Annotated in this window: 25 protein-coding genes; 16 read left to right on the top strand and 9 right to left on the bottom strand. The window is 53.6% G+C overall.

All coding sequences use genetic code 11. From position 1 onward, the window contains the following. Positions 1 to 72: 72 nt before the first annotated feature. From Q31b_RS28345 to Q31b_RS16070, 14 genes are all read left to right on the top strand, one after another. On the top strand, positions 73 to 234 hold the full coding sequence (locus Q31b_RS28345; protein WP_197171654.1) for a hypothetical protein: 162 nt from the start codon (positions 73 to 75) through the stop codon (positions 232 to 234). Between the two features lie 223 nt (positions 235 to 457). Continuing rightward, the gene (locus tag Q31b_RS16130) at positions 458 to 961 is read left to right on the top strand and encodes a hypothetical protein (RefSeq protein ID WP_146600691.1); all 504 of its coding nucleotides are present in this window, start codon (positions 458 to 460) and stop codon (positions 959 to 961) included. Between the two features lie 71 nt (positions 962 to 1,032). Beyond that, on the top strand, positions 1,033 to 1,359 hold the full coding sequence (locus Q31b_RS16125; protein ID WP_197171652.1) for a DUF1257 domain-containing protein: 327 nt from the start codon (positions 1,033 to 1,035) through the stop codon (positions 1,357 to 1,359). Further along, the gene (locus tag Q31b_RS16120; protein ID WP_146600689.1) at positions 1,356 to 1,550 is read left to right on the top strand and encodes a DUF2997 domain-containing protein; all 195 of its coding nucleotides are present in this window, start codon (positions 1,356 to 1,358) and stop codon (positions 1,548 to 1,550) included. Before Q31b_RS16125 ends, Q31b_RS16120 begins: the two co-directional genes overlap by 4 nt. Positions 1,551 to 1,663: 113 nt before the next feature. Further along, positions 1,664 to 2,206, top strand: a complete 543-nt coding sequence (locus tag Q31b_RS16115) for an ATP-dependent endonuclease (protein ID WP_231617618.1) — start codon at positions 1,664 to 1,666, stop codon at positions 2,204 to 2,206. 26 nt (positions 2,207 to 2,232) lie between these two features. Beyond that, on the top strand, positions 2,233 to 3,726 hold the full coding sequence (locus tag Q31b_RS16110) for an AAA family ATPase (RefSeq protein ID WP_146600687.1): 1,494 nt from the start codon (positions 2,233 to 2,235) through the stop codon (positions 3,724 to 3,726). Positions 3,727 to 3,820: 94 nt separating this feature from the next. Beyond that, entirely contained in the window at positions 3,821 to 4,765 is a 945-nt protein-coding gene (locus tag Q31b_RS16105) for a hypothetical protein (RefSeq protein WP_146600686.1), read from the top strand. Further along, a complete protein-coding gene (locus Q31b_RS16100) occupies positions 4,762 to 5,019 on the top strand; it encodes a hypothetical protein (protein WP_146600685.1) in 258 nt (85 codons plus the stop codon). The genes Q31b_RS16105 and Q31b_RS16100 overlap by 4 nt, the downstream gene beginning before the upstream one ends. A 100-nt stretch (positions 5,020 to 5,119) precedes the next feature. Next, on the top strand, positions 5,120 to 5,338 hold the full coding sequence (locus tag Q31b_RS16095; RefSeq protein ID WP_146600684.1) for a hypothetical protein: 219 nt from the start codon (positions 5,120 to 5,122) through the stop codon (positions 5,336 to 5,338). Positions 5,339 to 5,463: 125 nt separating this feature from the next. Further along, complete coding sequence (locus tag Q31b_RS16090; RefSeq protein WP_146600683.1) at positions 5,464 to 5,685, top strand: MoaD/ThiS family protein; 222 nt, start codon at positions 5,464 to 5,466, stop codon at positions 5,683 to 5,685. Positions 5,686 to 5,767: 82 nt separating this feature from the next. Continuing rightward, a complete protein-coding gene (locus Q31b_RS16085; RefSeq protein ID WP_146600682.1) occupies positions 5,768 to 6,793 on the top strand; it encodes a hypothetical protein in 1,026 nt (341 codons plus the stop codon). Continuing rightward, on the top strand, positions 6,768 to 7,352 hold the full coding sequence (locus tag Q31b_RS16080; protein WP_146600980.1) for a Mov34/MPN/PAD-1 family protein: 585 nt from the start codon (positions 6,768 to 6,770) through the stop codon (positions 7,350 to 7,352). The genes Q31b_RS16085 and Q31b_RS16080 overlap by 26 nt, the downstream gene beginning before the upstream one ends. A 2-nt stretch (positions 7,353 to 7,354) precedes the next feature. Beyond that, positions 7,355 to 8,014, top strand: coding sequence for a ThiF family adenylyltransferase (locus tag Q31b_RS16075; protein ID WP_231617658.1), 660 nt, complete (start codon positions 7,355 to 7,357; stop codon positions 8,012 to 8,014). Between the two features lie 443 nt (positions 8,015 to 8,457). Then, positions 8,458 to 9,876: an IS4 family transposase gene (locus Q31b_RS16070; protein WP_146600680.1), complete on the top strand. Its 1,419-nt coding sequence runs from the start codon at positions 8,458 to 8,460 to the stop codon at positions 9,874 to 9,876. Between the two features lie 218 nt (positions 9,877 to 10,094). Here the strand turns inward: Q31b_RS16070 and Q31b_RS16065 are convergent, their stop codons facing one another. After that, a complete protein-coding gene (locus tag Q31b_RS16065; protein ID WP_146600679.1) occupies positions 10,095 to 10,667 on the bottom strand; it encodes a hypothetical protein in 573 nt (190 codons plus the stop codon). Between the two features lie 105 nt (positions 10,668 to 10,772). Here Q31b_RS16065 and Q31b_RS16060 point away from each other — a divergent pair, with 105 nt between their 5' ends. Then, entirely contained in the window at positions 10,773 to 11,024 is a 252-nt protein-coding gene (locus tag Q31b_RS16060) for a hypothetical protein (RefSeq protein ID WP_146600678.1), read from the top strand. 210 nt (positions 11,025 to 11,234) lie between these two features. On the opposite strand, the gene Q31b_RS28340 is transcribed toward Q31b_RS16060, so the two are convergent. The 3 genes from Q31b_RS28340 to Q31b_RS16050 form a co-directional block, all read right to left on the bottom strand. After that, positions 11,235 to 11,402 (bottom strand): hypothetical protein, encoded by a 168-nt coding sequence (locus tag Q31b_RS28340; RefSeq protein WP_197171649.1) that lies wholly within the window; start codon positions 11,400 to 11,402, stop codon positions 11,235 to 11,237. Positions 11,403 to 11,645: 243 nt separating this feature from the next. After that, positions 11,646 to 12,113, bottom strand: coding sequence for a hypothetical protein (locus Q31b_RS16055; protein WP_146600677.1), 468 nt, complete (start codon positions 12,111 to 12,113; stop codon positions 11,646 to 11,648). A gap of 35 nt (positions 12,114 to 12,148) precedes the next feature. Beyond that, on the bottom strand, positions 12,149 to 13,102 hold the full coding sequence (locus Q31b_RS16050) for a trypsin-like serine peptidase (RefSeq protein ID WP_146600676.1): 954 nt from the start codon (positions 13,100 to 13,102) through the stop codon (positions 12,149 to 12,151). A 248-nt stretch (positions 13,103 to 13,350) separates the two neighbouring features. On the opposite strand from Q31b_RS16050, the gene Q31b_RS16045 reads away from it, so the two are divergent. Further along, positions 13,351 to 13,611, top strand: a complete 261-nt coding sequence (locus Q31b_RS16045; RefSeq protein ID WP_146600675.1) for a hypothetical protein — start codon at positions 13,351 to 13,353, stop codon at positions 13,609 to 13,611. Between the two features lie 567 nt (positions 13,612 to 14,178). Here Q31b_RS16045 and Q31b_RS16040 read toward each other — a convergent pair. The 5 genes from Q31b_RS16040 to Q31b_RS16020 all read right to left on the bottom strand — a co-directional run bounded on the left by Q31b_RS16040 (position 14,179) and on the right by Q31b_RS16020 (position 22,343). After that, entirely contained in the window at positions 14,179 to 16,152 is a 1,974-nt protein-coding gene (locus Q31b_RS16040; RefSeq protein ID WP_197171647.1) for a cyanobactin maturation protease PatG family protein, read from the bottom strand. Positions 16,153 to 17,032: 880 nt separating this feature from the next. Continuing rightward, positions 17,033 to 19,264, bottom strand: coding sequence for a hypothetical protein (locus tag Q31b_RS16035; RefSeq protein WP_146600674.1), 2,232 nt, complete (start codon positions 19,262 to 19,264; stop codon positions 17,033 to 17,035). Positions 19,265 to 19,273: 9 nt separating this feature from the next. Then, positions 19,274 to 20,491: a hypothetical protein gene (locus Q31b_RS16030; protein WP_146600673.1), complete on the bottom strand. Its 1,218-nt coding sequence runs from the start codon at positions 20,489 to 20,491 to the stop codon at positions 19,274 to 19,276. A gap of 244 nt (positions 20,492 to 20,735) precedes the next feature. Next, complete coding sequence (locus tag Q31b_RS16025) at positions 20,736 to 21,323, bottom strand: transposase domain-containing protein (RefSeq protein ID WP_197171645.1); 588 nt, start codon at positions 21,321 to 21,323, stop codon at positions 20,736 to 20,738. 459 nt (positions 21,324 to 21,782) lie between these two features. Then, entirely contained in the window at positions 21,783 to 22,343 is a 561-nt protein-coding gene (locus tag Q31b_RS16020) for a GspE/PulE/PilB domain-containing protein (RefSeq protein WP_146600671.1), read from the bottom strand. Positions 22,344 to 22,375 lie beyond the last annotated feature (32 nt).

The raw sequence follows: 22,375 nt of genomic DNA, 5'->3' as shown, positions 1-22,375 counted from the left end.
CCTCGTCGATTTGACGAGGCGTTCTTCATGCGCGATGGAAAACCTCGCGTCCCTTTTTCAAATGGAGCTTACGTGAAACCAAAAAATGAAGTGGAGGATCAAGCCCCAGACCAACGCGCGAAGGATCGCGAATCTCTTGCATTGAATCTGGCTTTCCTGGTCGTGCAGCGACATCGTCGAGGGCAATCGTTCGACAAACCACCCGAGGCAAAGGACGAGCCCTCCTCAAGCTAAATTCGGAGCAAAATCGGGGCATATTACTGAAAGAATATGCTAGCTCCGCCACACAACAAAAAACCAATCCACAACACGAAAGGAGGTGCCGATTTGGCACATCTTGTTCTTGCATTCCTCTCAATCGTATTGCTTCTGACTGTCTATGCATTTGTCAGAGAACGTCGATTGAGACTGGCATTGCAATTTATCTTGAAACGTCTAATTGATCGCTGGAGGTCTAATGCGAACAAACCACATCCTACTCATTCCGCTCGCGACGATCGTGATGCTGACGACGGTCGGCTGTGAGGAGGACGAAAACCGTCGGCTTGCTGACATGTCGGAACGACATGAGAAACGGCAAGCCGAACAGAACCGTGATACGGCAGAACTACATCGCAAGGTCGTCGAACTACAACGCGATGTTCAATCGGAACGGGCATCAATTGGCCAACAACGCGATCGCCTCGAAAGCGAGCGGCACGCGATTGCGTCTCAACGACGGTGGGATTCACTTGTCGCGGCAGCGATCACTAACGTGGGACTGCTGCTGGCGTGTTCGTTGCCCCTTGTTCTGGCTTGGCTACTGCTTGCCCGTCCGCCAGCTACAGGAGACGAACAAGCCCTGGTTGAAATCATGCTCGATGATCTTACCGCCAAGCAACCGTTGCTACTGAACCGAAGCGATAACATTTCACCTCGCCGGCTGACTGACTCAGCCGAAGTTTCGGATGACTCAGCATAGGCACCAACCCATTTACAAAGGAGAAAACCATCTCACACATCGTTACGATTTCAGTCGAGATCCGCGACCCGATGGCACTGCGAGCCGCTTGTCGACGGATGCGACTGGACGAACCGGTCCATCAAACCGTGAAGTTGTTCAGCGATCAAGCCACTGGCTATTGCGTTCAGTTGCCTCGCTGGCGATATCCGGTCGTCTGTAACACGGAAGCGGGAGTCGTGAAATACGACAACTACGACGGGCACTGGGGCGAACAGGCACACCTTGATCGACTAATCCAAAGCTACGCGGTTGAGAAATCAATTCTTGAAGCTCGAAAACAGGGGCACCCGGTCACCGAGCAATCGTTGGCCGATGGTTCCATCAAGCTCACAGTTCTTGTTGGGAGCGGAAATTGAAAACCATTTTAATCGTAATCTCACCGAACGGTGAATCGAAGGTCGAGACCCAGGGTTTCTCAGGAAGCGAATGCCGCCAGGCGAGTCGCTTCCTGAAATCCGCTCTTGGCACCAAACGTACCGAAACACTCACCAGTGAGTTTTACGGCCTCCAATCACAAACCCAAACTGAAAACCAACAGGAGAACTAATCGACACGCTCAAACAGACATTTACGTCACAGGGGGCAATCAAGGATTCGGTAAAGCTACTGCTAGTCGTCGAAGGTGTGAATGACATCGAGTTCTTACGACGCATTTCGCTGATGCTTCATGCCAACGACAGCAGCCTACCGAATCTGGCTGAAATGGAACGATGTGGCGAACTGCTCTTCGTTCCATTCGGCGGCGGGCATGTTCGAGCGTGGGCAGAACGTCTTGCTCCGCTCGCTCGGCCCGAATTTCATCTCTACGACCATGAGCTTCCACCGGAGACCGAATTTCGTTTGGAAGCCGCTAAATCCGTGAACCTACGCCCGCGGTGCCAAGCGGTTCTCACCAAAAAGCGGTGCTTAGAAAACTATCTGCATCCCGAGGCCATCTTCGCCGCCGGAGGCATTCGCGTTCATTTCGACGACTTCGATTGCGTTGCCGAGCTAACCGCACGCGAATTGTATCGGCAGCGCCCAGGCGAGATCGCTTGGCAGTTGCAAGCCCGTCGTTCGCAAAGCCGTATGGCGAACCGTGCGAAGCGATGGCTCAATACCCAAGCGGTCGAGAACATGACGGTGGCACTCCTCGATGAGCAAGATCGAGAAGGAGAAATTCTCTCTTGGATGTCAACGATCACCGAATTGACTACATCCTAAACCAACATCAACCCAGAGGAATCAATATGAAACTATCCGATCGGCTGATGGAACTGGTGCGAGCCTGTTTCACCGGCATTTGGATCGAATCGCACGAGCACGACGATGCGTTGCTCGAAATTTCACAACTATGCCACGAACAACAATGGCGACTCGCCACCTGGGACATTGACCAGGGCCTGCGTGTGCCGGGAGCTGCGTCAACCGATGACGCTGGTGCGTCTGACCCGTTGGCCGCGATTCACGCGATGAAGTCGCTGGGGGCTGATGACACCGCATCTATCATCGTTCTGACGAACTTTCATCGCTTTCTCGGTTCTACAGAGATCGTTCAAGCACTCGCACGACAAATTGTTGATGGAAAAGCAAGCCGAACCATTTTTATCGTATTGTCACCAGTCGTTCAAATCCCGACCGAACTGGAAAAACTGTTCGTTGTCATCGAGCATCCATTGCCGACTCGCGAACAACTCAAAGAGATTGCCGAAGGAATCGCGACCGAGGACGGCGAATTACCCAGTGCTGATCGGCTCGAAACGGTACTCGACGCCGCCATGGGCCTGACTAGGCTCGAAGCGGAAAACGCTTTCGGCTTGAGTCTGGTTCGTGACTCCGTCATTAAGCCCGAATCCGTTTGGGAATTGAAGGCGAGCATGCTTAAGAAGTCCGGCTTGCTTCAGCTCTATAAGAGCCACGACGACTTCTCGTCACTCGGCGGGCTCGGCAGCTTGAAAGCGTTTTGCAAACGGTCATTGCTTCAACACGGTCGTGACAATCCGCTAAAGAGGCCTCGCGGCGTTTTGTTGCTGGGAGTGCCAGGCACGGGGAAGTCAGCCTTTGCGAAAGCGTTGGGAAAAGAGACCGGGCGTCCCACGCTGATTCTTGACGTCGGTGCGCTGATGGGAAGCCTTGTGGGCCAGACAGAGCAAAACGTTCGTCGAGCGTTGAACATCGCCGATGCGATGGCACCCTGCATCCTGTTTATTGACGAGATCGAAAAGGCTCTCAGTGGCGCGGCTGGATCAGGACAAAACGATTCGGGCGTATCATCGCGCATGCTGGGCACGTTGCTCAGTTGGATGAACGACCACACCTCAAACGTTTATTTGATCGCGACGTGCAACGATATTTTGCGCATGCCGCCTGAGCTATCGCGTGCGGAGCGTTTCGACGGGATTGTGTTCCTTGATCTGCCTCAGCGTGAGCAAAAGAATCGCATTTGGGATCAGTACATCGCGATGTTTGATCTTGATGCGAATCAGAAACGTCCCGAGGACGCGAAGTGGACCGGCGCAGAAATTCGAGCGTGCTGCCGTTTGGCTGCATTGCTTGATACCCCGCTTTCCCAAGCGGGTTTGAATGTGGTCCCCGTTGCCGTGACAGCATCCGAATCGGTCGATCGGCTTCGGCAATGGGCCAGTGGACGATGCTTGGACGCGGAGAAGTCAGGGATCTACCAGCACCAAACGAAGCCCCAATCTCGAAGGCGGGTCTCGCGTGCCAAACCATCGGCGAACTGATGCGATCGACATGCCATCGAGATCGAAGCACTGATCGAGAGGCTTCGCTTTGATGATCCGAACGACTAACACCCACTCAACTCAAGGAGAATCCATGAGCACCACGCTCGATGAACCTGTTACCGAGAACCAAGCGACGCATGCAGCGCGATTGCAAGCCGGAACAACGGCCGTGCGGTTGCACATCCGCTGGCCGGGAACGCGGAAAAGTCTCAGCCGCGACCAAAAACAACAAGCGGCTGGTGCGTTTGATGCGGATAGCCGCACGCTGTCTGCCGCAAAGCGTCTGTTCGATACTTCGCACCCATCCTTCCGCGCCGTATCGGCGATCAAAACGAAGGCAGGATCACTGTGGAAAGGGATGACCTTGCCATACATCGAACCCGGCGTACGTCTGCTTCGCCGTGGCGACGTTTCGGAGTTTGACGATAGGATGAATACCATTCGCGACGAACTCGCTGAAGCGGTCGACGAACTAGACCGCTGTCTTAGTGAGCTTGTCGATCAGGCTCGGTGCCAACTCGGTCACCTATTTGATCCAGCCGACTATCCCGCGTCGATGTCGGACCTGTTCGCGCTCGCGTGGGACTTCCCTTCCGTGACGCCACCGGCCTACCTCAGAACGGTGAACCCGGCTGTCTACGAACAAGAGTGCCAACGAGTCCAAGCGAAGTTTACCGAGGCTGTCGAGCTTGCCGAACAAACGTTCGCCGAGGAACTTAGCCAATTGGTCAGCCACTTGGCCGAACGATTGGCTGGATCGGTCGATGGCAAACCCAAGGTTTTCCGTGACACCGCCGTCACGAATTTGACGGAGTTCTTTGAACGGTTCCAACATCTCAACATCGGTAGCAACGAAGATCTCGATCAATTAGTCGAGAATGCTCGTCAAGTGATTAATGGTGTGAATCCACAAGACCTACGAGACCGAACATCCTTGCGTGATCGCGTGGCCTGTTCTTTGACGCAGGTCGAGTCGAGCCTCGACGAACTGATGACCGACCGTCCACGGCGTAACATCATCCGAGGCCCACGATGAAGTCGATCGAAGTGGTTATTTTACCCGGCGGTCAGACAAAGACTGTATTCGATGACTTGCTCGATCTTCGTCCGCTTGGCGCGATCGCAATCCGGCGTGGATCTCACGTCGAGCCGACACTCTCAGGCGATTGGCTCGCAGATCTCGCCCCCGTCAACGGCCCCGTTCTAGGTCCGTTTATCAAACGTAGCGAAGCTTTGGCAGCGGAAGTTGCTTGGCTTCAGCAGAATTGGCTGACTTGCAACGACGAGTAGCCGTTCCATCATCATTGTTTTCCCAAAGCCCTGTTTGAATGACGCAAGTCACTTGAACGGGGCTTTTTTCGTTTTTCCCTGTTTGCAAGGAACCTTTCCCATGAACCAAAACGACCTCAATCGTGCCGTGGCGGCAGCTACCGGAGACACGGTCACCGCAGTCAAACGCCTCGGCTTCATGATTCTGGACCCGTCCATTCCAATCGAAGAACCGACCGATCCCGTGCACGGCGGTCGGGTCATCGACTGGGACGACTTCGACCTCTTTCGCAAGGATCTCGATGAAGGCCGCTTCGACCCCGAAGCCGCACTCTGCTAACGCGATGAAACCTCATCGCAAAAAGCACCCAACCGTAACGAACCGTCGCTTCCCCATTCGGGGACAGCGGCGGCTTCGTTTTTCCAAACGTAAGTTTACTTCCCAGAAACCAAAGAGAACCAAATATGAAGGTACTGCTCATCTCAAATGACGCCGGAGGCTACGCTCACCACGTCGAAGCTCCCGACAACACTACCGTCCAACAAATGTTCGAGCGGCACGTCGGCACATTCCATGCCGACAGCTATTTGATCCGCGTCAACCGCCAACCCGCTGCGGCAGATCAACCGCTCCGCGACGGAGACCGCGTTTCGTTCACACCGCTCAAAATTGAAGGCGCTATTTGATATCCGCATTCATTGCCCAGTCGGGCTGGTCGGTTTGTAAGTGGCTGGCCATCTCGATTGGGCTTCTTTTGGAGCCAATGCAATGAAGAAGGAACTCAAGAACGATTACCGGGCGGCAGTCGATATCCTGCAAGCACTTCAAGGCGTTCCAACCCCCAAGGCGATGACTGCACTGGACGAATCGTTCAATCAGTGTCGTCGCTGGCGAAGACGGCTTGAACTAGCCAATGCAAGGAACTGGAAGGCCGCAGCGAACGATTCCGCCGACAGGCTGGGTGGGGCACTCGACATTCTGCGAATGCGGTCGACTCACGCCATCGACAATTTGACTCGCCAGACCAAGCCGCATCTCGAACCGACGGAAACGTCCGTCTATCGGGACATCGAAGGGCTCCGCGGCGAGTTTGAACACGTGACGATCGATCGTGCAAACCAGCGAATTACGGTTCGGACATCAAGTATCTCACTGGAGTACGTTGAACTGGGAAGTTTCGAGATTTTCTTGAACTGGAAATTTATCAAAGAGACGTCGCCCTACGACGTGCTCGCAGTGGAACCGAACTACCCATCATCCAACCACAGCGTTACCCATCCTCACGTGCAAGGCGAATCGCTTTGTGAAGGGGAAGGTTCCGACGCGATCCGGCGTGCCCTCGATGAGGGCCGCATCTATGACTTCTTCTGCATCGTCGATCACGTGCTTCGGAATTACAACCCCGATTCGGCCTACGTGCAAATCGAAGATTGGAACGGAGTCAGTTGCAAAGCATGCGGCGACAACGTCGACCAAGACAAAGTCGTTGGCTGCTGTAAATGTGAAACCGAACTTTGCCTGGATTGCAGCACATCGTGCGATTCGTGCGGCGACCGGTTTTGCAGTGAATGCATCTCGTCCTGTGGTTGCTGTGTCGATGATGTCTGTCAAATGTGCCTGAAGTCGTGTAACGACTGCGGCGATTCTTTCTGTAACACCTGTCTCTTTGAAGGAACCTGTGATGATTGCATCAGCAAACAAAACGAAGCGAGCGAAGAAGAAAGCCGCAACACCGTACAAACGGTCGCTGCGGTTCACGCCATATGCGATGGCAAAGCTACTGTACCTGCGTGACGTCGGCCCCAGCGAAGTCGGCGGGTTCGGCATCTCCAACGCTGACGATCTGCTACTCGTCGAAGACATCCAACTTGTTGAACAAGTCTGTTCGGTCGTCTCGGTCGAATTCGACGACGACAGCGTCGCGGACTTCTTCGACCAACAGGTCGACATGGGACGACAACCAGAGCAATTCGCCAGAATCTGGATTCACACACACCCCGGTGCCTCGCCGTCTCCAAGCGGCACGGATGAAGAAACGTTCGAGCGTTGTTTCGGAGGCGTAAATTGGGCGGTGATGCACATCATCGCTGTAGAAGGCAACACCTACACGCGAGCACGTTTCAACGTCGGCCCCGGCACCGAACGACGCCTGCGGTCTCGTGTCGAGTTCGACTTCGAGTTCCCCGCAGCCGATCACGAAGCGTGGTTTATCGAATACTGTGACAACGTGACCGTCGACGATCCGTTTACGTCGCGTCGTCCGTTTGCCGAGTCTTACGACTTGGACTGGTGGGAGCAAACTCCTTCAGCAGCCGATCGCTGGAGCGACAGTCTCTTGGAGGCGGTCAGTTGAACGTGGCTCAGAATCGTTTTGAACGTCAAAGCCAACTGGTCCCCATGGACCGGTTGGCGGATGTCACCGCAACGGTGATCGGCGTCGGCGCTATTGGTCGTCAAGTTGCGTTGCAACTCGCGTCAATCGGAACGCCGCGAATCCAATTGATCGACTTCGACAGCGTTGACTTGTCCAACACGACAACGCAAGGTTACCGAAAACATGAAATCGGCTGGTCGAAACCGTTCGCAACCTCACAAGCCATTAGTGAAATCGACCCCACCATCGAAGTCATTCGGGTGGAAGATCGCTTTCGCCCACGTCAAGAGATTGGCAACGTGGTATTCTGCTGCGTCGACTCGATTATGGCGCGCACGGCGATTTGGCGTTCGATTCGATCGCGAGTTGGTTTTTGGGCCGATGGCCGGATGCTCGGCGAAGTGCTGCGAGTGCTTTCCGTTACGGATAGCGATGCCGAAGCCCACTACGCTTCCACACTCTTTGCTGCGTCCGAAGCCCAGCGAGGGACCTGCACATCGCGAAGCACGATCTATGCCGCAAGCATCGCCGCGGGGATCATGGTCCATCAGTTCACACGTTGGCTCCGCGACATCCCAACGGACGCCGACACCAGCATCAATTTGCTATCCGGCGAATGGACCGTCCGCGACGCATCCTAACGAAACGAATGGGTCATTAGCTTTCAACAAGGCACCCAGCCCCGCACATTCTCGATTGAGGTCAGATGGAAGGTCTAGCAGGATGGATCCTCATCGGCGTCGTCGCATGGTGGTATTACAAGTCCAGCAAACTCAGTCGCCACCACCGCCGCAAACCACCGGAACGTCGTGGCCGCCCTTCGGGGCGGTCACAGCGTTCCTTTTTTAACTATCAGTGGCCACGTAAAGGAAAAATCAATTGGAAAAATCCAAAGTCTGCCTTTCCATGGACAGATCTGAACGCTAAACATTCGCACGGTCGAAAAGACCGGAGCATCCGGCGTCGGCCACGAATGGCACGTAGTTATCGCTAACTCGTTTCACTAAAACGACATATACAAGAAAGGCCTCACTTGCTTAGATGGGTTTACCACAACTTCATCTTCGGCAAGGAGGCCTCTGTGATGGGCAGTTTGAACCATAGTGCATTCCGTGAACAGATCAGATTCTTGCGTCGTCAGTTCTTACAGGGCGACGGTCTACCATTCACCGACGTTCTTTCAGAACGGTCTATTTCCGATGCACTGTCTCAAAATGGCGTCTGTTGGAAAGAAAGGGTCTACTCGCCGCTCGTAACTCTTTGGGTATTTCTTGGGCAAATCCTGAGCACCGATCAGTCGTGTGCATCGGCTGTCGCCCGGTTAATTGCTCACAGGATCTCACGCAATCAAAGCCCTTGTTCGGCAGAGACTTCCGCCTATTGTCAGGCACGAAAACGACTGCCTGAGAAGTTCTTTTCAGATGTTGCACGCAGAACAGGGCGCGCCCTTGATGAGATTGCTAAAGCTGAGTGGCTGTGGCATGGTCGCCGCGTCTATCTGTACGACGGCACGACGGTAAAAATGCCGGACACGGCAGATAATCAATCAGAATATCCCCAGCCGTCGTCTCAAAGGCCGGGTCTAGGGCGTCCAATGGCGAGAGTGTGCACTATCTTTTCACTTTCGTGCGGAGCTGTCGTCGACATGGCAATTTGCGCATACTCGGGTAAAGGCCAAAGCGAACTCGGTTTACTCCGTCGATTAATGGATGTCTTTCGTTCGGGTGACATTATGGTAGCAGATCGACTTATGTGTTCCTGGGGTGAACTGACCGCACTTCAAACCCGTGGCGTGGATTTTATCGTCAGACATGCTACCACTCGCAAGCTTGATTTCCGTCGTGGGCAACGCCTTGGCAAAGACGATCAAATCGTGAACTGGCCAAAGCGACGCGGACGTACAAAGGCATCCAACGCCTATCGGAAGAACTTGCCGGACAACCTAAAGGTGCGAGTCTGTCGCATTCAGATCGCTCGACCAGGTTTCCGCAGCAAAGTGCTTGTCGTCGTCACAACCCTCTTTGATCCGATTGAGTATCCGAAAGAAGAACTCGCCTTGCTCTACCGCAAGCGATGGAATGTCGAGTTGGACATCCGATCATTGAAAACGACTTTGCAAATGGACATGCTGCGTTGCAAGACTCCAGATCTTGTTCGCAAGGAAATCTGGACTCATGTTCTTGCCTACAACCTGATTCGCACAATCATGGCCAGGGCCGCTCACGAAATCGACATAGAACCGCGTACGATTAGTTTCAAAATGACCCTGCAAACGCTGAAGGCTTTTCAACCAGTCCTTGCGAACTTGAGACACTGTCCTTCGGACTTCCGGCAGCAATTGTACGACCAAATGATCGCAGTAATTTCAATCCATCGAGTTGGAGATAGACCAGACCGCTTTGAACCAAGGAAAATTAAACAGCCTACTCGAAAGCATCATGACTTCCTGCACGTGCATCGACACGAAGCGAAACGTCAAATACTGGAAGGACTTACGAAATAACTACGTGCCATTCAAGTCGGCCACCGGTGCGCGAAAATGGCACCCCGAAAGTCGCGTAGGTGGCCCGGACCGATGCGAATTTGCTTTCCGTCCCAGAGCCGTCGGCTTGTCCAACTTAGTTTAATTACCCGCACACATAACTCACATCGGTCTTGCGTTTCGGACTCTGATTATCCGCAAAACTGTTTGCTTTTGGGCTTGTCTCGCGCCAGCTAACCTCAGCTTTCTTGCGTGCGAACGTGGGCTTTTAGGAACTCTTCAGCATACCGTACGCCGCCCGCAAATTCTTCGCCTTGCTCGATCGACAAGCCAAGGTCAACCGCAAGCTTTTTTGCTTCGTCAAGTTCTTCGGCAGTGAAAACGCCGGATTCTACGTTTAACGCGTAACCGTGAAGCAACCGCATCGCAGGTACGGGCTCGTAGTTCCCCTTCTCCTCAATTGATTCAACGACAGACAAAACACTTTGATCGTAATGTGGCCCTCGCTCGCCTCCTTTCTGAGCAATCCGCTTGAGCCGTATTACCATGGGGGCTTCGGCCTGATTGCTGGACGTAAAGTGAGAAAGAAGTTCGTTTCTGTATCCGTGAATCGCATCTGCTTCCTCGCTCGGACGTGAAAGATCTAGTATTTTAGCGTTGAACGCATCCACGAGTAGACTAGGCGTTACGGAACATCGATCCATCGTTTCGGCAGCAGCTTTGGTGACGAAATATTCGTCGCGAAGTGCCATGTATATGTCGACAACTTCCTTCACGGTCGTTTCGTCGTTAGTGTTTTCGGATTCGTTCATAGCCTTAATTCGTTCGCATAGGGCGGTGGTTTAGAGGTCGATTACCGATTTGCTGTCGGGTCATCCACCTTAGAATTGTACGGAGGAAGATCGATTTTACCTATTTTGATTTGTCTGACCGAGACGAATGACGTCAACTTGGTTGTGAACGACCGCCGCGAGTTGCGGCCGGCACGCGGAGCTGGCGGTTGCATCGTCCGAGCAGATTTGTACGTCTCCCAAATCCGCTTCGGAATCACCGCACGCAGCGGACGCTTCATCCGAGTCGGAAGTGAAGTGCCACGAGAACACAACCGCCAAACACGTGATTTTCGTCTGATCCGACTGTCTAATCTTCGTTGCCACAACGATTTTTGAGACACACTAAATCCAAAATCGGATTTCGCTCGACCAACGAATCGCCGATCCGATGAAAGTTGGCATCTCATTAAACGACCGTTGGGTAGCGCTGTCTCAGGTTCAACGAGAAAGTGAGACCGATTTAGCATTTTCGCACACCACGTTGTCGATGGCAGATTCTGCCCTCCCGGAGACCATCTTTCAATATCCAACGCTTCCAGCTAACGCTCATGCTGCCTGCTCTCCATCTTTCTCGGTATCATCAGAAGATGGCAATTCAATATCGCCATCGATCCCGAGCTTCCGAAAGAATACTTCGTTACGTTTCTTAGCACCGACAATGAGCTTCTCGAACGTAATGATTTGCAGCAGTGCGTTTCCACGGGACATATGCACAGTGAAACCCTATCCTTCCGGCGACTTAAAATAAGTGTAGCCAGACATGTACTTGGTCAGGTTTTCAACAATGTGGTGTCAAACCTTTGCCTCGCCGTAGTCTTACCAAACTGGTTCGACATAAATCGTCGCTATGGGACACTGGCATGTGTAATCGCCGGGCGCCGATCACCCGCTAGCTCAGCGTTTGCCGAGACCGGTTGACGTAAAAACTACGCTGGGCTCTATGGACTATCACTCCCCTCAACCACACCCCGGAGCATGACCACCGACTCCGGGAACTTCGACTTGGTGGCACACCCGCCGCACGCCGCAACCTCGCCAGTTGCAATATGGGACGTTCACGCACACGTCCTTCCGGCAGACACAAGTAGATGTGGAAAAGTACGCCATCGCACCCAAACCAGCAGTCCGGGCTGCTTCATCAAGTCCAGGACGTCCGACGGCACCTGCCAACTCGCCGACGAGTCGCCGGTCGCAGTTGCAATCGAAATAACCGCTCCGATCGTAGCATTGGTCATGTCGCATGCATGCCGCGTCAACGGGGTCGCGTGGAGGTGTACGGTAAGTCGGGTCGCCGTGCCCGGGACCGCAATAGTTGCCATGAACAGGCATTCCGGCTGCTGGGAAGAGCCCGGTCTGCTCGCGATAGGCGTAGGGTCGCACGACTCCGTCCCGAAGGACACCCGCACGCAATCGTGGTAGTCTCATCGTCTCTCCAAATCTTGGGATATGTTGACACAACCTTAAATGATCGTTGATGCGAGACGAATTACTCCAACTGCAACTCCGCGATTGAAGCCACCTGGTGGATTCCGTGTGCAGCCTCCATTGGTATGCACGCCCACAAGTTCTCCTGCGATAGACAGAATAGGTGACCCGGACGAACCTCCCTCTGTGTCAATGGAACTGTAAGTCATGCGGCCGCCAATATTATCGCGGAGAGGACCAGCCTCAACCTCTTTGGGTCTTCCGTTCGGGTGCTGGATCACGCAGAGTATTTCACCGGGGACTGTCAAATCCGTAGCTGCAAGGCTTATAGTGCCGTACTTGTCGCCGGGGAAATCGCCATCGCCGTTCGCACCCAGCTTAACGATTGCGAAGTCCAAGCCGCCTAACCGGTATTCCTCTAAACCTAATATAGGGAAACTGTCTGGCACTCGAACACTTCCGGTGGCAGCATCGATCTGGTACTTGAAGTTTACCCTCATTAACTTCGCGATTTCGTCCGACGACACCGTCTGGCCGCCTCGTTTCGGACAAACCCACCCGTCCGGGCCGTTGTCGAGTCGGTCGAAACAATGCCCGGCTGTAATGAAATGGTCGCGGGAAATCATTCCGCCAGATCCCCATCGCTCCCCTGAAACGTTTCCTTTGTTATCGCCCTGTGCTGTGAACTGGGAGGCTAAGTCGTCGAGCCACTGGAGCTGCCCGATTTTCGGCTCGTGGAGGGCGACAAATGCCTGAGAAACACCTAGCGTGCCATCGTAATTCTCAACGTCTTGAAGGTCGTTCGGACCGCAGATTGATTCTTCACTGACAAGTCGATCAATCTCGGTTTCGATGTTTGCTAGTGTCTTTGCCGCTTCGTCACGGCGTTCGATGAGAGACTTTAGTTGGTCAATCGGGTTGGGTGGAGGAGCCAAGGAGAACCCTACAACCTTTGGTGGAAAGGGAAGTGAACCTCGATTGGAAGCCATGAGTAACTCCGATAATTACTGGATGAATCAGACATAATGGCGACAGTTCGCCGCAACTCAAACAGGGCGGCAGATTGCTCTACAATGACCTCGCCCGACTTTATCTTTCGCCGTCACTGACACGGCCGCGCGACCGGGGCGGTGTTGAAGTCCCAACCTCCGTGTTGTTCGCACCACGCGGTCGACTTATACCCAGCCGATTCTCCCGGACAAACGAACCCAGCAGTTGACACTGTCGCGACGAGTTCGTGATTAATAGTGGGGGCGTCAGTTACAGTGAGCGTACCGAGGCTACATACTTTAATAGCCCCCTGGCTGTGGATCTGTCCGCCGCCAAGGTCTGTTCGAAGCGAATCGAAAAGGACACTTCGGCCATCGAGAAGCAACCCGTCGGCATCGTCGATGCCAGCGGAGTCACTGCTCTCACGTGGGGCAAGGCAGTGCTTTCGATTCCCCGCCGTGATCCAGATTTGCTGGCTCGAACTGTTGATGACATCACCGGAGGCTGACACCCCCGACATAATCGGCGTGGGAACAATAGAAGGGAGTCCAGACCGGAAACACCCTCGTCGGGAAATCGGAAGTCTCATCGTCTCTCCAAATATTTGACCGCGGGTTTGATTCCTGCGGACCTACGAAGGTCCACCCCTTAATTCTCTTCATGAACAGTTCTGGATAACGAGCTGCATTGACGCCGCCGTAGCGAGGCAGGGCACTGCGCAACTGGCCAGTGCAGGAGTCCACCCGACAGCATAGAGGCAGCCAGCACAGGCTGTACCATATGCGACCGTACCCAGCACTCCAGCAGCACAAGCGACTAACTCGCCACGGCATGCAGACCGGCGTGTAAGACAAACTGGATCATCAAAGTAAGACGCACACATTCTTCCGGGGTTGCGCCAATTACCACAGGGGTAGTTGGGCCCACGACGGCGACAGTCTTCATTCGTGTCACATCGCGATGGCTCGATGCCGGCAGGATGGTAGGGCTCAGCCTTTGCGCCCACGCGGTTTACGCCTCGAGACTGTTTAGGCATGATCATAATCGTAACTCCTTGTTTGGGTTTGGAACCTGTTTAACGTACGAACCACGCTCGAACTGCTCCGACCGTAACTGGCACAACATCGCTGACATCGACTGTAAACCGGTATGCGCGTCTGACGGTCTGCACTTGACGTTCCGGGAAGAAGAACATCAGTTTTACATCCCAACAGTCGGATTCTGGGCGGCAGACTGGGCTTCGCTCGATCTCGATCGTATCTAGTTCGAGCTTCTCGCTCACCGCCTTTTCAACTATTGTTTCAATGTTAAAGGCGTTGGTTGCAGCGAAATTGATTGCCCGATCTTGGGGAGTCTGTCCGAGGTTCCGAAGCTCGAAATAAACTCGCTCTAAAATGTTGTTTACACCCGCTTGAATGATATTGATTCGTTCGGCGAATTTCGCCGTTTCAGCGGGCGTCGCTCCTGACTCTGGTGGAGCAGGAGCGAGGTTTTCGACAAGTGCGTTTGTTGACCAACTGAACATTCCCCGCAGTTCTGGAATGATGGCGGGAACAACTTGCCCACTAGAAAGGCGGACGGAGCCAGCGATTATTCCAGGAACGGAAATGCGCTCGACACCTTCGGATGCCTGGTCTCGTAAGAAATTCCGAAGTTGTTCGTGGGCCGTTGCGGCGTATGGTCCTGCGGGGAGAATCGCGTAAACCGCGGTCGAGTCAATGCTCAGCGTCCAAATCAGGGACGCAGCATCCCAAGGGTTTTTTTCCAGATGGGATAGCAACTGTCCCGTGTCGTGCGGATTAGGCAGCACATTTTCCGCTGGGGCATCCATCGCCTGCGCGAACCCGTCGCGTCTGGCCTCAGTCCCGAAGTCAAACCCAAGCTGGCCGAGGGCGTACACTAGTTGTGGCGTCTGCCGCATTCCGCCGTTACCGCCTCCACCGCACCCGCACCCTCCTCCTGAGCCGGACGGCAACAGGCCGCCTTGGGCGGATTGAATCGGAAGTCGAATTGCCGATGAAGCTTCTGTGGGAGAAGCGTCTGGGGAAGTTGTCGACTCGACATTTGGGGACGACATATCGGCCTCTGTGTGGATCAGATCAGGATTGGGTTGGTCATCAGCCATAAGTTGTGCTCCAGGAAAAATTATTGACTTTGCTTTAGTGATGTTCAAGCGACCGCCGAGCAGTCGGAGACAGTCTGTGGTGGGCTGTTGGTCACAATTGATGGCGGTATCTAAAATCACATCCTTCACTCGTCTGCTGCCGAGCCTTGTCCCATCACGGATGAGATGCAAACTCATTAGAAGGGCGACAACTCCACTCACAACGGGGGTTGAATAACTGGTTCCAGACTCAGCGCCTACTCTCGCGCCGGGAACTGCACCTTTGATTCGATCACCGGGTGCGAGAACTCCTCGCGTTCGGTATTCTTCGCCCCAGTTACTGAAGTCTAGAGGATGGCCTGCGGCGTCCATTGCTCCAATGGGCAGAACCGCTGGTAGTGCGGCAGGAATGTGAAGGCAGTCACAACCCTGATTCCCTGCTGCGGCTACGATTAGCACGCCCGACCGGTCGCAGTTGCGGATCGCGTCAGCCAAGATCGGGTGCGCCGTTCCCGTTGGAGATAACTCGCCGCCGCTGATGTTGATGATGTCCGCTCCGGCCACGACCGCTTGATTGATGGCCCTAGCAAGGTCGAGCTGGGAGCAAGGTACAGGAGACCGACCAACCACATCCCTGAATACGGGTACGATTAGCCCCCGGCATCGTGGAGCGACACCCTTCACTGGCCCGTCGTGACACCCAAAGATGATGCTGGCGACATGAGTACCGTGTCGAGTTGCGAGTCCATCGTCTGGTACGCCACCCGCGATCGTCTCTAACTTTTGTAGATTGGCACCGTGGAATGCCGGGTGACTCAAATCAACAGGACCGTCCAGAATAGCAATGCAAACTCGCTCGTCGCCTGTTGTCGCTTTCCACAGGTCAGCGAGACCGTCAATGAGATTGTCGATCTCTTGTTCGCTTTCGGTAGAACATTCACTCAAGTGCACGTGCCCCTCCAGCCAGAAACCCGCAACTAGAACACCAAACACCACCTGGGTATACCCAACTAGCCTGGTAGTACTGCAAGATATACGTCTAAAATTCAGGTGTCAAGTGAGCAGGGCATTATTTGTCAAATTAAAGTGCCCCCATTTCCTTTGCATTTTTCACCTGGGTTTCCAGGTACCATTTGTAAAAATCGGAACCGTTGGATTCGGACCAAGAATTTTAGTAGACCGACACACAGACCGCATTTTCCGTTCCACGAAAATCGTGTTCATTAAGTCGCCGTTCCGCACTCGCCAGCTCGATTTGGCTGAAATCACCTATGACATGAATTGTCTACAGCAAAAGCACATCCATTCCAGCGACTGATAGTCTGCACCGGAAGTGCAAGCGAATAAGTCACACAGACGAAAATGCAAAACAAAGTCTCACAAAAAGACCGTTGGGCCGAACGGTCTCAGAAACGGCAAGTTTGTGACACTGGAGACGTTGATCTCGCGGATAGCAACTGTCAGCGGTGTTCCCAAACTCAGCGAGTTTGGCAGAGTGGCTAGAAACAGAGGTTTGTCCAACCGACTTGAGTTCAGCTTGGCCCAGACTTGCATCGGCTTAAGGAAATCGTCCAGTTGTTGTCGAATGCAGTTGCGAGCTGTAGGCATCAATCAAACTACGGACTGATTTTTGGTCCTGGAGCCTTTTCCTCCATCAACGACAGTGATATTCGGACCCGATGTCTAGATCTTTTCGCGCGGATCGAGGAACTGGGCTCATATATATGGCGACAGAAATTGAAAGCTAGAGCGTTAAACTCTTAACTTCGATCTGTCATCATTTGCCCTAACGAAGGACGATCAGTAGGATCGCCCGATCCACTACCTAACAGTCGTCAATGCTGTAGCGTTCTCGAATCTTCTCCCAAAGATACTCAGGCACAGGTCCGGTCAGCGTACCATTGAAGTCTGAAACCAAAGAAGCTGTGTGGCTCTCGCCAAGTTTCAGCTTACCCAGAGCAATCGCAAGTAGAAACTCGTAAGCACCCTCGCCGACACTCGTTCCGGACTGCCCGAACACTGTCGAAAGGATGCTCCGCATATCCTCACTCAGCGAATCGTCGAGCGAATAGTCCAGTTCTGAAAAATACGCGGCACGCAGAAGGCTCGCTTGAATGATTCCATCGTTGAAACGCTCGAAGCACCGAGGCGATATCACCCGTCTGACATGGTCATCTTGATTCAACGAGTTTTCTCTGTTGCGTTTACCCTGCCTAATGTTGTGCAAAACCGTGACGATTGTTGCATACGCATCGGCCTGCGAGGGAGGTCGATCAGCCCAGTCCTCTGACGAATAGTCGAAATCCCAAAACGCAAAACTCGGACGAAGTTTAAGGGGATCGCCAGCGGGGCTAGACAGAAACAGATCATTGGCGAGCCCTCGATTGGTCGATGAAAGAGACTCTCGAACTATCTCTTTGCGCCGTTGAAGATCGGAAGGCGGCGGTTCCAGCGAACTTGATAGCAGTTTTAGCTCCGCTTCCCAAGCCGTTTGTCCTTCTGGTCGCCACGAGGGCAAATAGAATTCGTACATGATCGAGACATCGTGTTCTCGCGGGCCGTGATCACCAAATCGGAGGTGTCGCTGAACGTCTTGCGAGAGGACTTGGTCTTTGGTTCGACAGAAGGCGATTGCATACTTAATGGCACCACCTCTTTGAGCGTATCGGAGGCTTTTCGATACCTCGGACAACCCTCGACCGGTGGAGATCGCGGACGCGGCCACGATGGTGGTTCCGCCTAGTTGCGGGTCTTCGCCGCCCAGTTCCTGTAACTCCTTTGCCGATAAAATATCGGCAGTGACTCCGTGCTCGTGAGCAAATATCGCGATTCGCCCTGCGAAGTGCTTTGACGCCTTATCGTTTAGGTGAACGATCCGCCGTGTGTTGACTGAAACAAGGTGCGAAACGAAGCGATCAAAATCATCTTTGAGTCCGGCAACGTGACTGAATAGGTCTGTTGAGAACAGCGGGACGAGGTCCAGATAGACCTCCCGAGATGCACTGCTACTGTCCGCTTCTCGATAATTCGCTTTGAATATTTCATGGCCCACCAAAGGCTCGAAGAACTTCGAGGTGTTGGGGGGAGCGTCTTTTGCTCGAATGAGTACCGGTTCGACTTGCGGGCCTTGCGGCATAAACTGCTCGTGCGACATCCGCACGCCAGTTGAACCAAGGCACATCGGACAGGAATCCGCCGCGTAGCTATTAATCTTACTCAGTCCATCGGGATTGTCTGTTGCGTGAAACGTCAAGTCGCAAAGAATGCTCTGTGCCTCGGAGCTTTCTCCCAAGAAAAAGATGGTTAGCGCGTGTTCGATCTGTGGCTCTCGCCGAACAATGCCTTCGATGAGCTTTCCGCTTGTTGACGCTGACACCAGAACGAGAGCATGAGCGGCATCAATGAAGGGATAATTGTCAAATGACTGATACGAGCCGAAACTGTCGATGATACTTTTGGACCGTGAATCTCCGAAACCGGTGAATAGCCGCAGCATGGCAAACGCGACTGAATGAATCGCGCCGGTGTCCGTATAAATCCGCGTCATTTCGTCTGGACATGAGGCTAGACAACAGGCCGCGATGAACTCAATTTCAACGCCTCGGACTAAGACGTTGGCCGTCCTCAAGAATGCGTCGCAGTGACGTCCCGATGGTTTGATAAAGTGAAAAGCGGATGAGCCCCTAATCAATCCTTGATGGCGATCAAACAAGCACGTCAGACCTGCACGGACGATTCTCGCTATGTCGGGGTGCTCGCAGTTTTGCAGTCCATCTGCCCCAAAGCAAATTTGACTGGCCACTGGGGTATCAACGTATCGCGAAGCACCAGGAAGTCGTTTGAGAAACCTGTCTGATTCACGAATTCGTTGGAGATCCGCTTTGATAAAGCTGGGGCCAAGTAGAGCGACATCATCGGGAGGCGAGTTCTCGTCGCAGTAGCGACGAACTTCGTCTAGAAAATCGTCTTCGTGCGAGACACTCGTGGCATAGCAAATCAATGTTACGTGAGACGTTCTCTTGAGTCCCCGAACCGGAAAAGTAAAGATGGCTGACATGGTTCTCTCCTACTTCAACGGGAACAGAATCGTAAACACTGTTCCCGCTGTTGGGGCCATGCCGACGGGCCGCAGGCGATGCTCTGGCGAGAGTGGCAGTCTGGGGCCATCGCTTCGTTCCTTTTCGCCAAGCGGGGACGCGATGAAGTCTCGCAACATCGCAACTCGGCCGGTGCGAACTCGAACCAATGCCGACAGGTTGTCGAGCGTGTTCATTACGTCAAAAAGACCGACGCCTCGATAAGATTCAGATGACGACGTGCAGTGAAGTCCAAGGCACGAAATGCAAGCAGCATGCTCGTCTTCGATCGTTTTCTTGGACTCACCTTCCTGTCGACTCATCCACCGGGCTGCCAAGCCTGGGCCGGCATCAATGACTGAGAGTTCGGCGAGATGCACATATTGATCGGGTCGGCGCTCACCGACACTGAGCATGTAGTCGGCAATCTTAGTGTTTGTACCTGCAGCACGATGAATGCTTGCGATGGGCAAGTATAGGCGCGTGAATAGGATTCCACGAATTGACTTACGTAGCGGAACTTCATCAACGTCGGAGCGTGCCCAATCGTGGGTGTTGTGCATAAGCTCGAAGAGAATTGCTCCCAATCCATCGAGTTCAGATTGGTTTTCTTCGACAAACTGTTCTGAGCGGCGTCCGATTAATAGCTCGGCAAATCTGCGAAATTCAGATCGTTCGCGAAACGCTCCATTGGCATGATAGAACGGAGTTATGAGTCCTTTGGTGCTATGATCGACACATGGCAAGAAGGTGCGGTGCCCGTAGACTGCATTTGCGATTGCCTTTTCAAGAGAGCCCTTATCCGATATTTGGTTCTCATCCGTAATTCCCAGGCTAGGCGAGGCGGTGACGCGATCGACCCAAGCCTGGCAAGCTTGGTAAGCTTGTTTCCGACACGACTGGTTTTCAGCAGTGAGAACATCACCGGCCATAAGCATGGCAACGAATCCGTAAGCGCGCTTCGAGAACTGTTCGATCTCGTGAGCCAAGTCCGAGTCCTTGCCAATTCCTCTGAGCAAAAGTCGCCCAGCAGGATGACGCTCCGACCAGGTCATGAGGAACTGAATCAGCGCAGCTTCACCACCGAGTACAGCCCCTTTTATCTTCCCGTAAGTCTCAACGTCCTGTTCTGGCTGCTCGCTGATCAAGTCAAGGTAGTCCTCGACCCTAGAGACGTTGATCTGTTGCGTGAGTTGTATTCGTGACATCAAGATAGGTTCTGTCTGACAAATGTAGTGTCCAATGAGACGGGAACTGAATCCACGCAGAGTGAATGTAACCGAACGCATGCTCGCGGGAAACTTGCTGATGGCAGGTTGGAGCGGATCGTCAAGCAAGCCCTAATTCCAAAGTAGACTTTAATGGAAGCCTCGTCGTAAGCGCACGGTGGAGTGCGTTTTGGGGGGAGGTGCGATTCTGGGGGCTTTCAGCCTTTCGTTGTTGAGCGATTTTTCATTGATGGCTTGGGTTTTGGGCGAGCCAGCGGTCGGGGAGGAGATCTGTTAGCTCAGCCTGGGATGGATACTGAACGCGTTTTTTGAGGGTGTCTTTCAGGTAAGCCCAGGGTTCAACCTGGAGATTCTTGCAGCTGGCGATGAGTGAGGTCAGGATGGCGGCTCGCTGGCTCGCGCGTGGGCTGCCGACGGAGAGTGGTGTAGGCCCGGGAGTCTCACCCGGGCCCCAACCCCAAACCGGACGTGCAAGCTTTCCCTGCATCCGGCTTTCCAGAATGCCTTGATCCGCGAGAACGAACAAGCACTCGGTCGCACGCCACCGCGATCCATTGCGGTTGGTGCATGAGATCTGATACACAAAGAAATATGGACGCACCTGCTGGCTTACAATCTCATCCGTACGGTCATGGCGCAGGCAGCTGTCCGCCATCATCTGGAACCTCGCACCACCAGTTTTAAAGGGACCGTGCAAACGCTTGAAGCGTTTCAGTACGTTATTGGATCGATTGGGCCTCCGAATTCGCTGAGTCTCTCGCAGCTTTACGGTCAAATACTTGCTGCGGTCGCGACCCATATCGTCGGACATCGACCCGGCCGTGTTGAGCCTCGGCTGCATAAGAGGAGACCGAAGCACTACGGTTATTTAACAAAACCGAGAAGCCTGTACAAGAGCAATGCGACAAGGCAATTAAGGAATTTAAGGAATTAACTACGTGCCATTCGTGGCCGACACCGGAGTCAGTTAGGAATACCGACGATCGTTCTTGTGTGACAAAGCTGCTTTTAGCGGTTAACGGAAGGATTTTACGTCACCGCAGTGAACGAAGCGGTTGACTCTAATTTACGAAAGATTGTACCAATGCTAACGCCCGTTGCCATAGGACGTACGTGATCGCGCAGCGACTAGCATAAAAACCATGTTGTCCGGCCAGTGACGCGGCGAACGCGTCTCAATCGGAGGAAGCATTGAGCTTGGCTTCGCAATCGGCCACGCACTCCGCGACATGACTAACCAGAACGCGTTTTCGAAACGGTTGACGTTGCGTTACGATTTATCTTCCAATGTGGAACCCGTGGTCTTGCGGCAAAACCATGTTGGACGGCACTTCGCCACGTACCGATGCCAGATTCGACGAATACCCGGAATCTCCTTTTCGTTCACAAGGCGATGATATTGCGGCAGGGAAACGATCCATCGCCACATGTCGTAGTCCGCATGGTCGGGCGGAAATTCGTGGCACCCAGACCAATGTGTCGCACTTTCCCAACCGGAGCATTTGACGTTTAATTGTTCGCCATCATACCAATGCCAGTTCGGCCAGTACCACGTAACGCCAATGTCGCCGTCATCGCACTCAGGTTGATGATCGTAGAGCTCGTGGAGCCTGATCGCAATCCATTCCGGCGTGCGAATCACGCCGCGAACGTTGCGGTTTAGAATGAAGTGCAATCGTTGTTGCGTCTCGGTTGTTAGGGGCTCGGCAGTCGCGACGACAAGCGTACCAGCCAGAAGACGCAAGGGGACGACGTGATTGTCGTACGCGACAGACGCTGGAACAAGTTCCGCGATGGTGTCGCTACCAGTGATAAGTTGGCGATCACTCATAGTTTGTGCCGTCCAACGGAAGGTTTTTACGT

It is taken from the genome of Novipirellula aureliae, from assembly GCF_007860185.1.
Lineage (GTDB): Bacteria > Planctomycetota > Planctomycetia > Pirellulales > Pirellulaceae > Novipirellula_A > Novipirellula_A aureliae.
The sequence above is the reverse complement of the archived record's forward strand: the minus strand, read 5'-3'. Positions and strand labels throughout refer to the sequence as shown.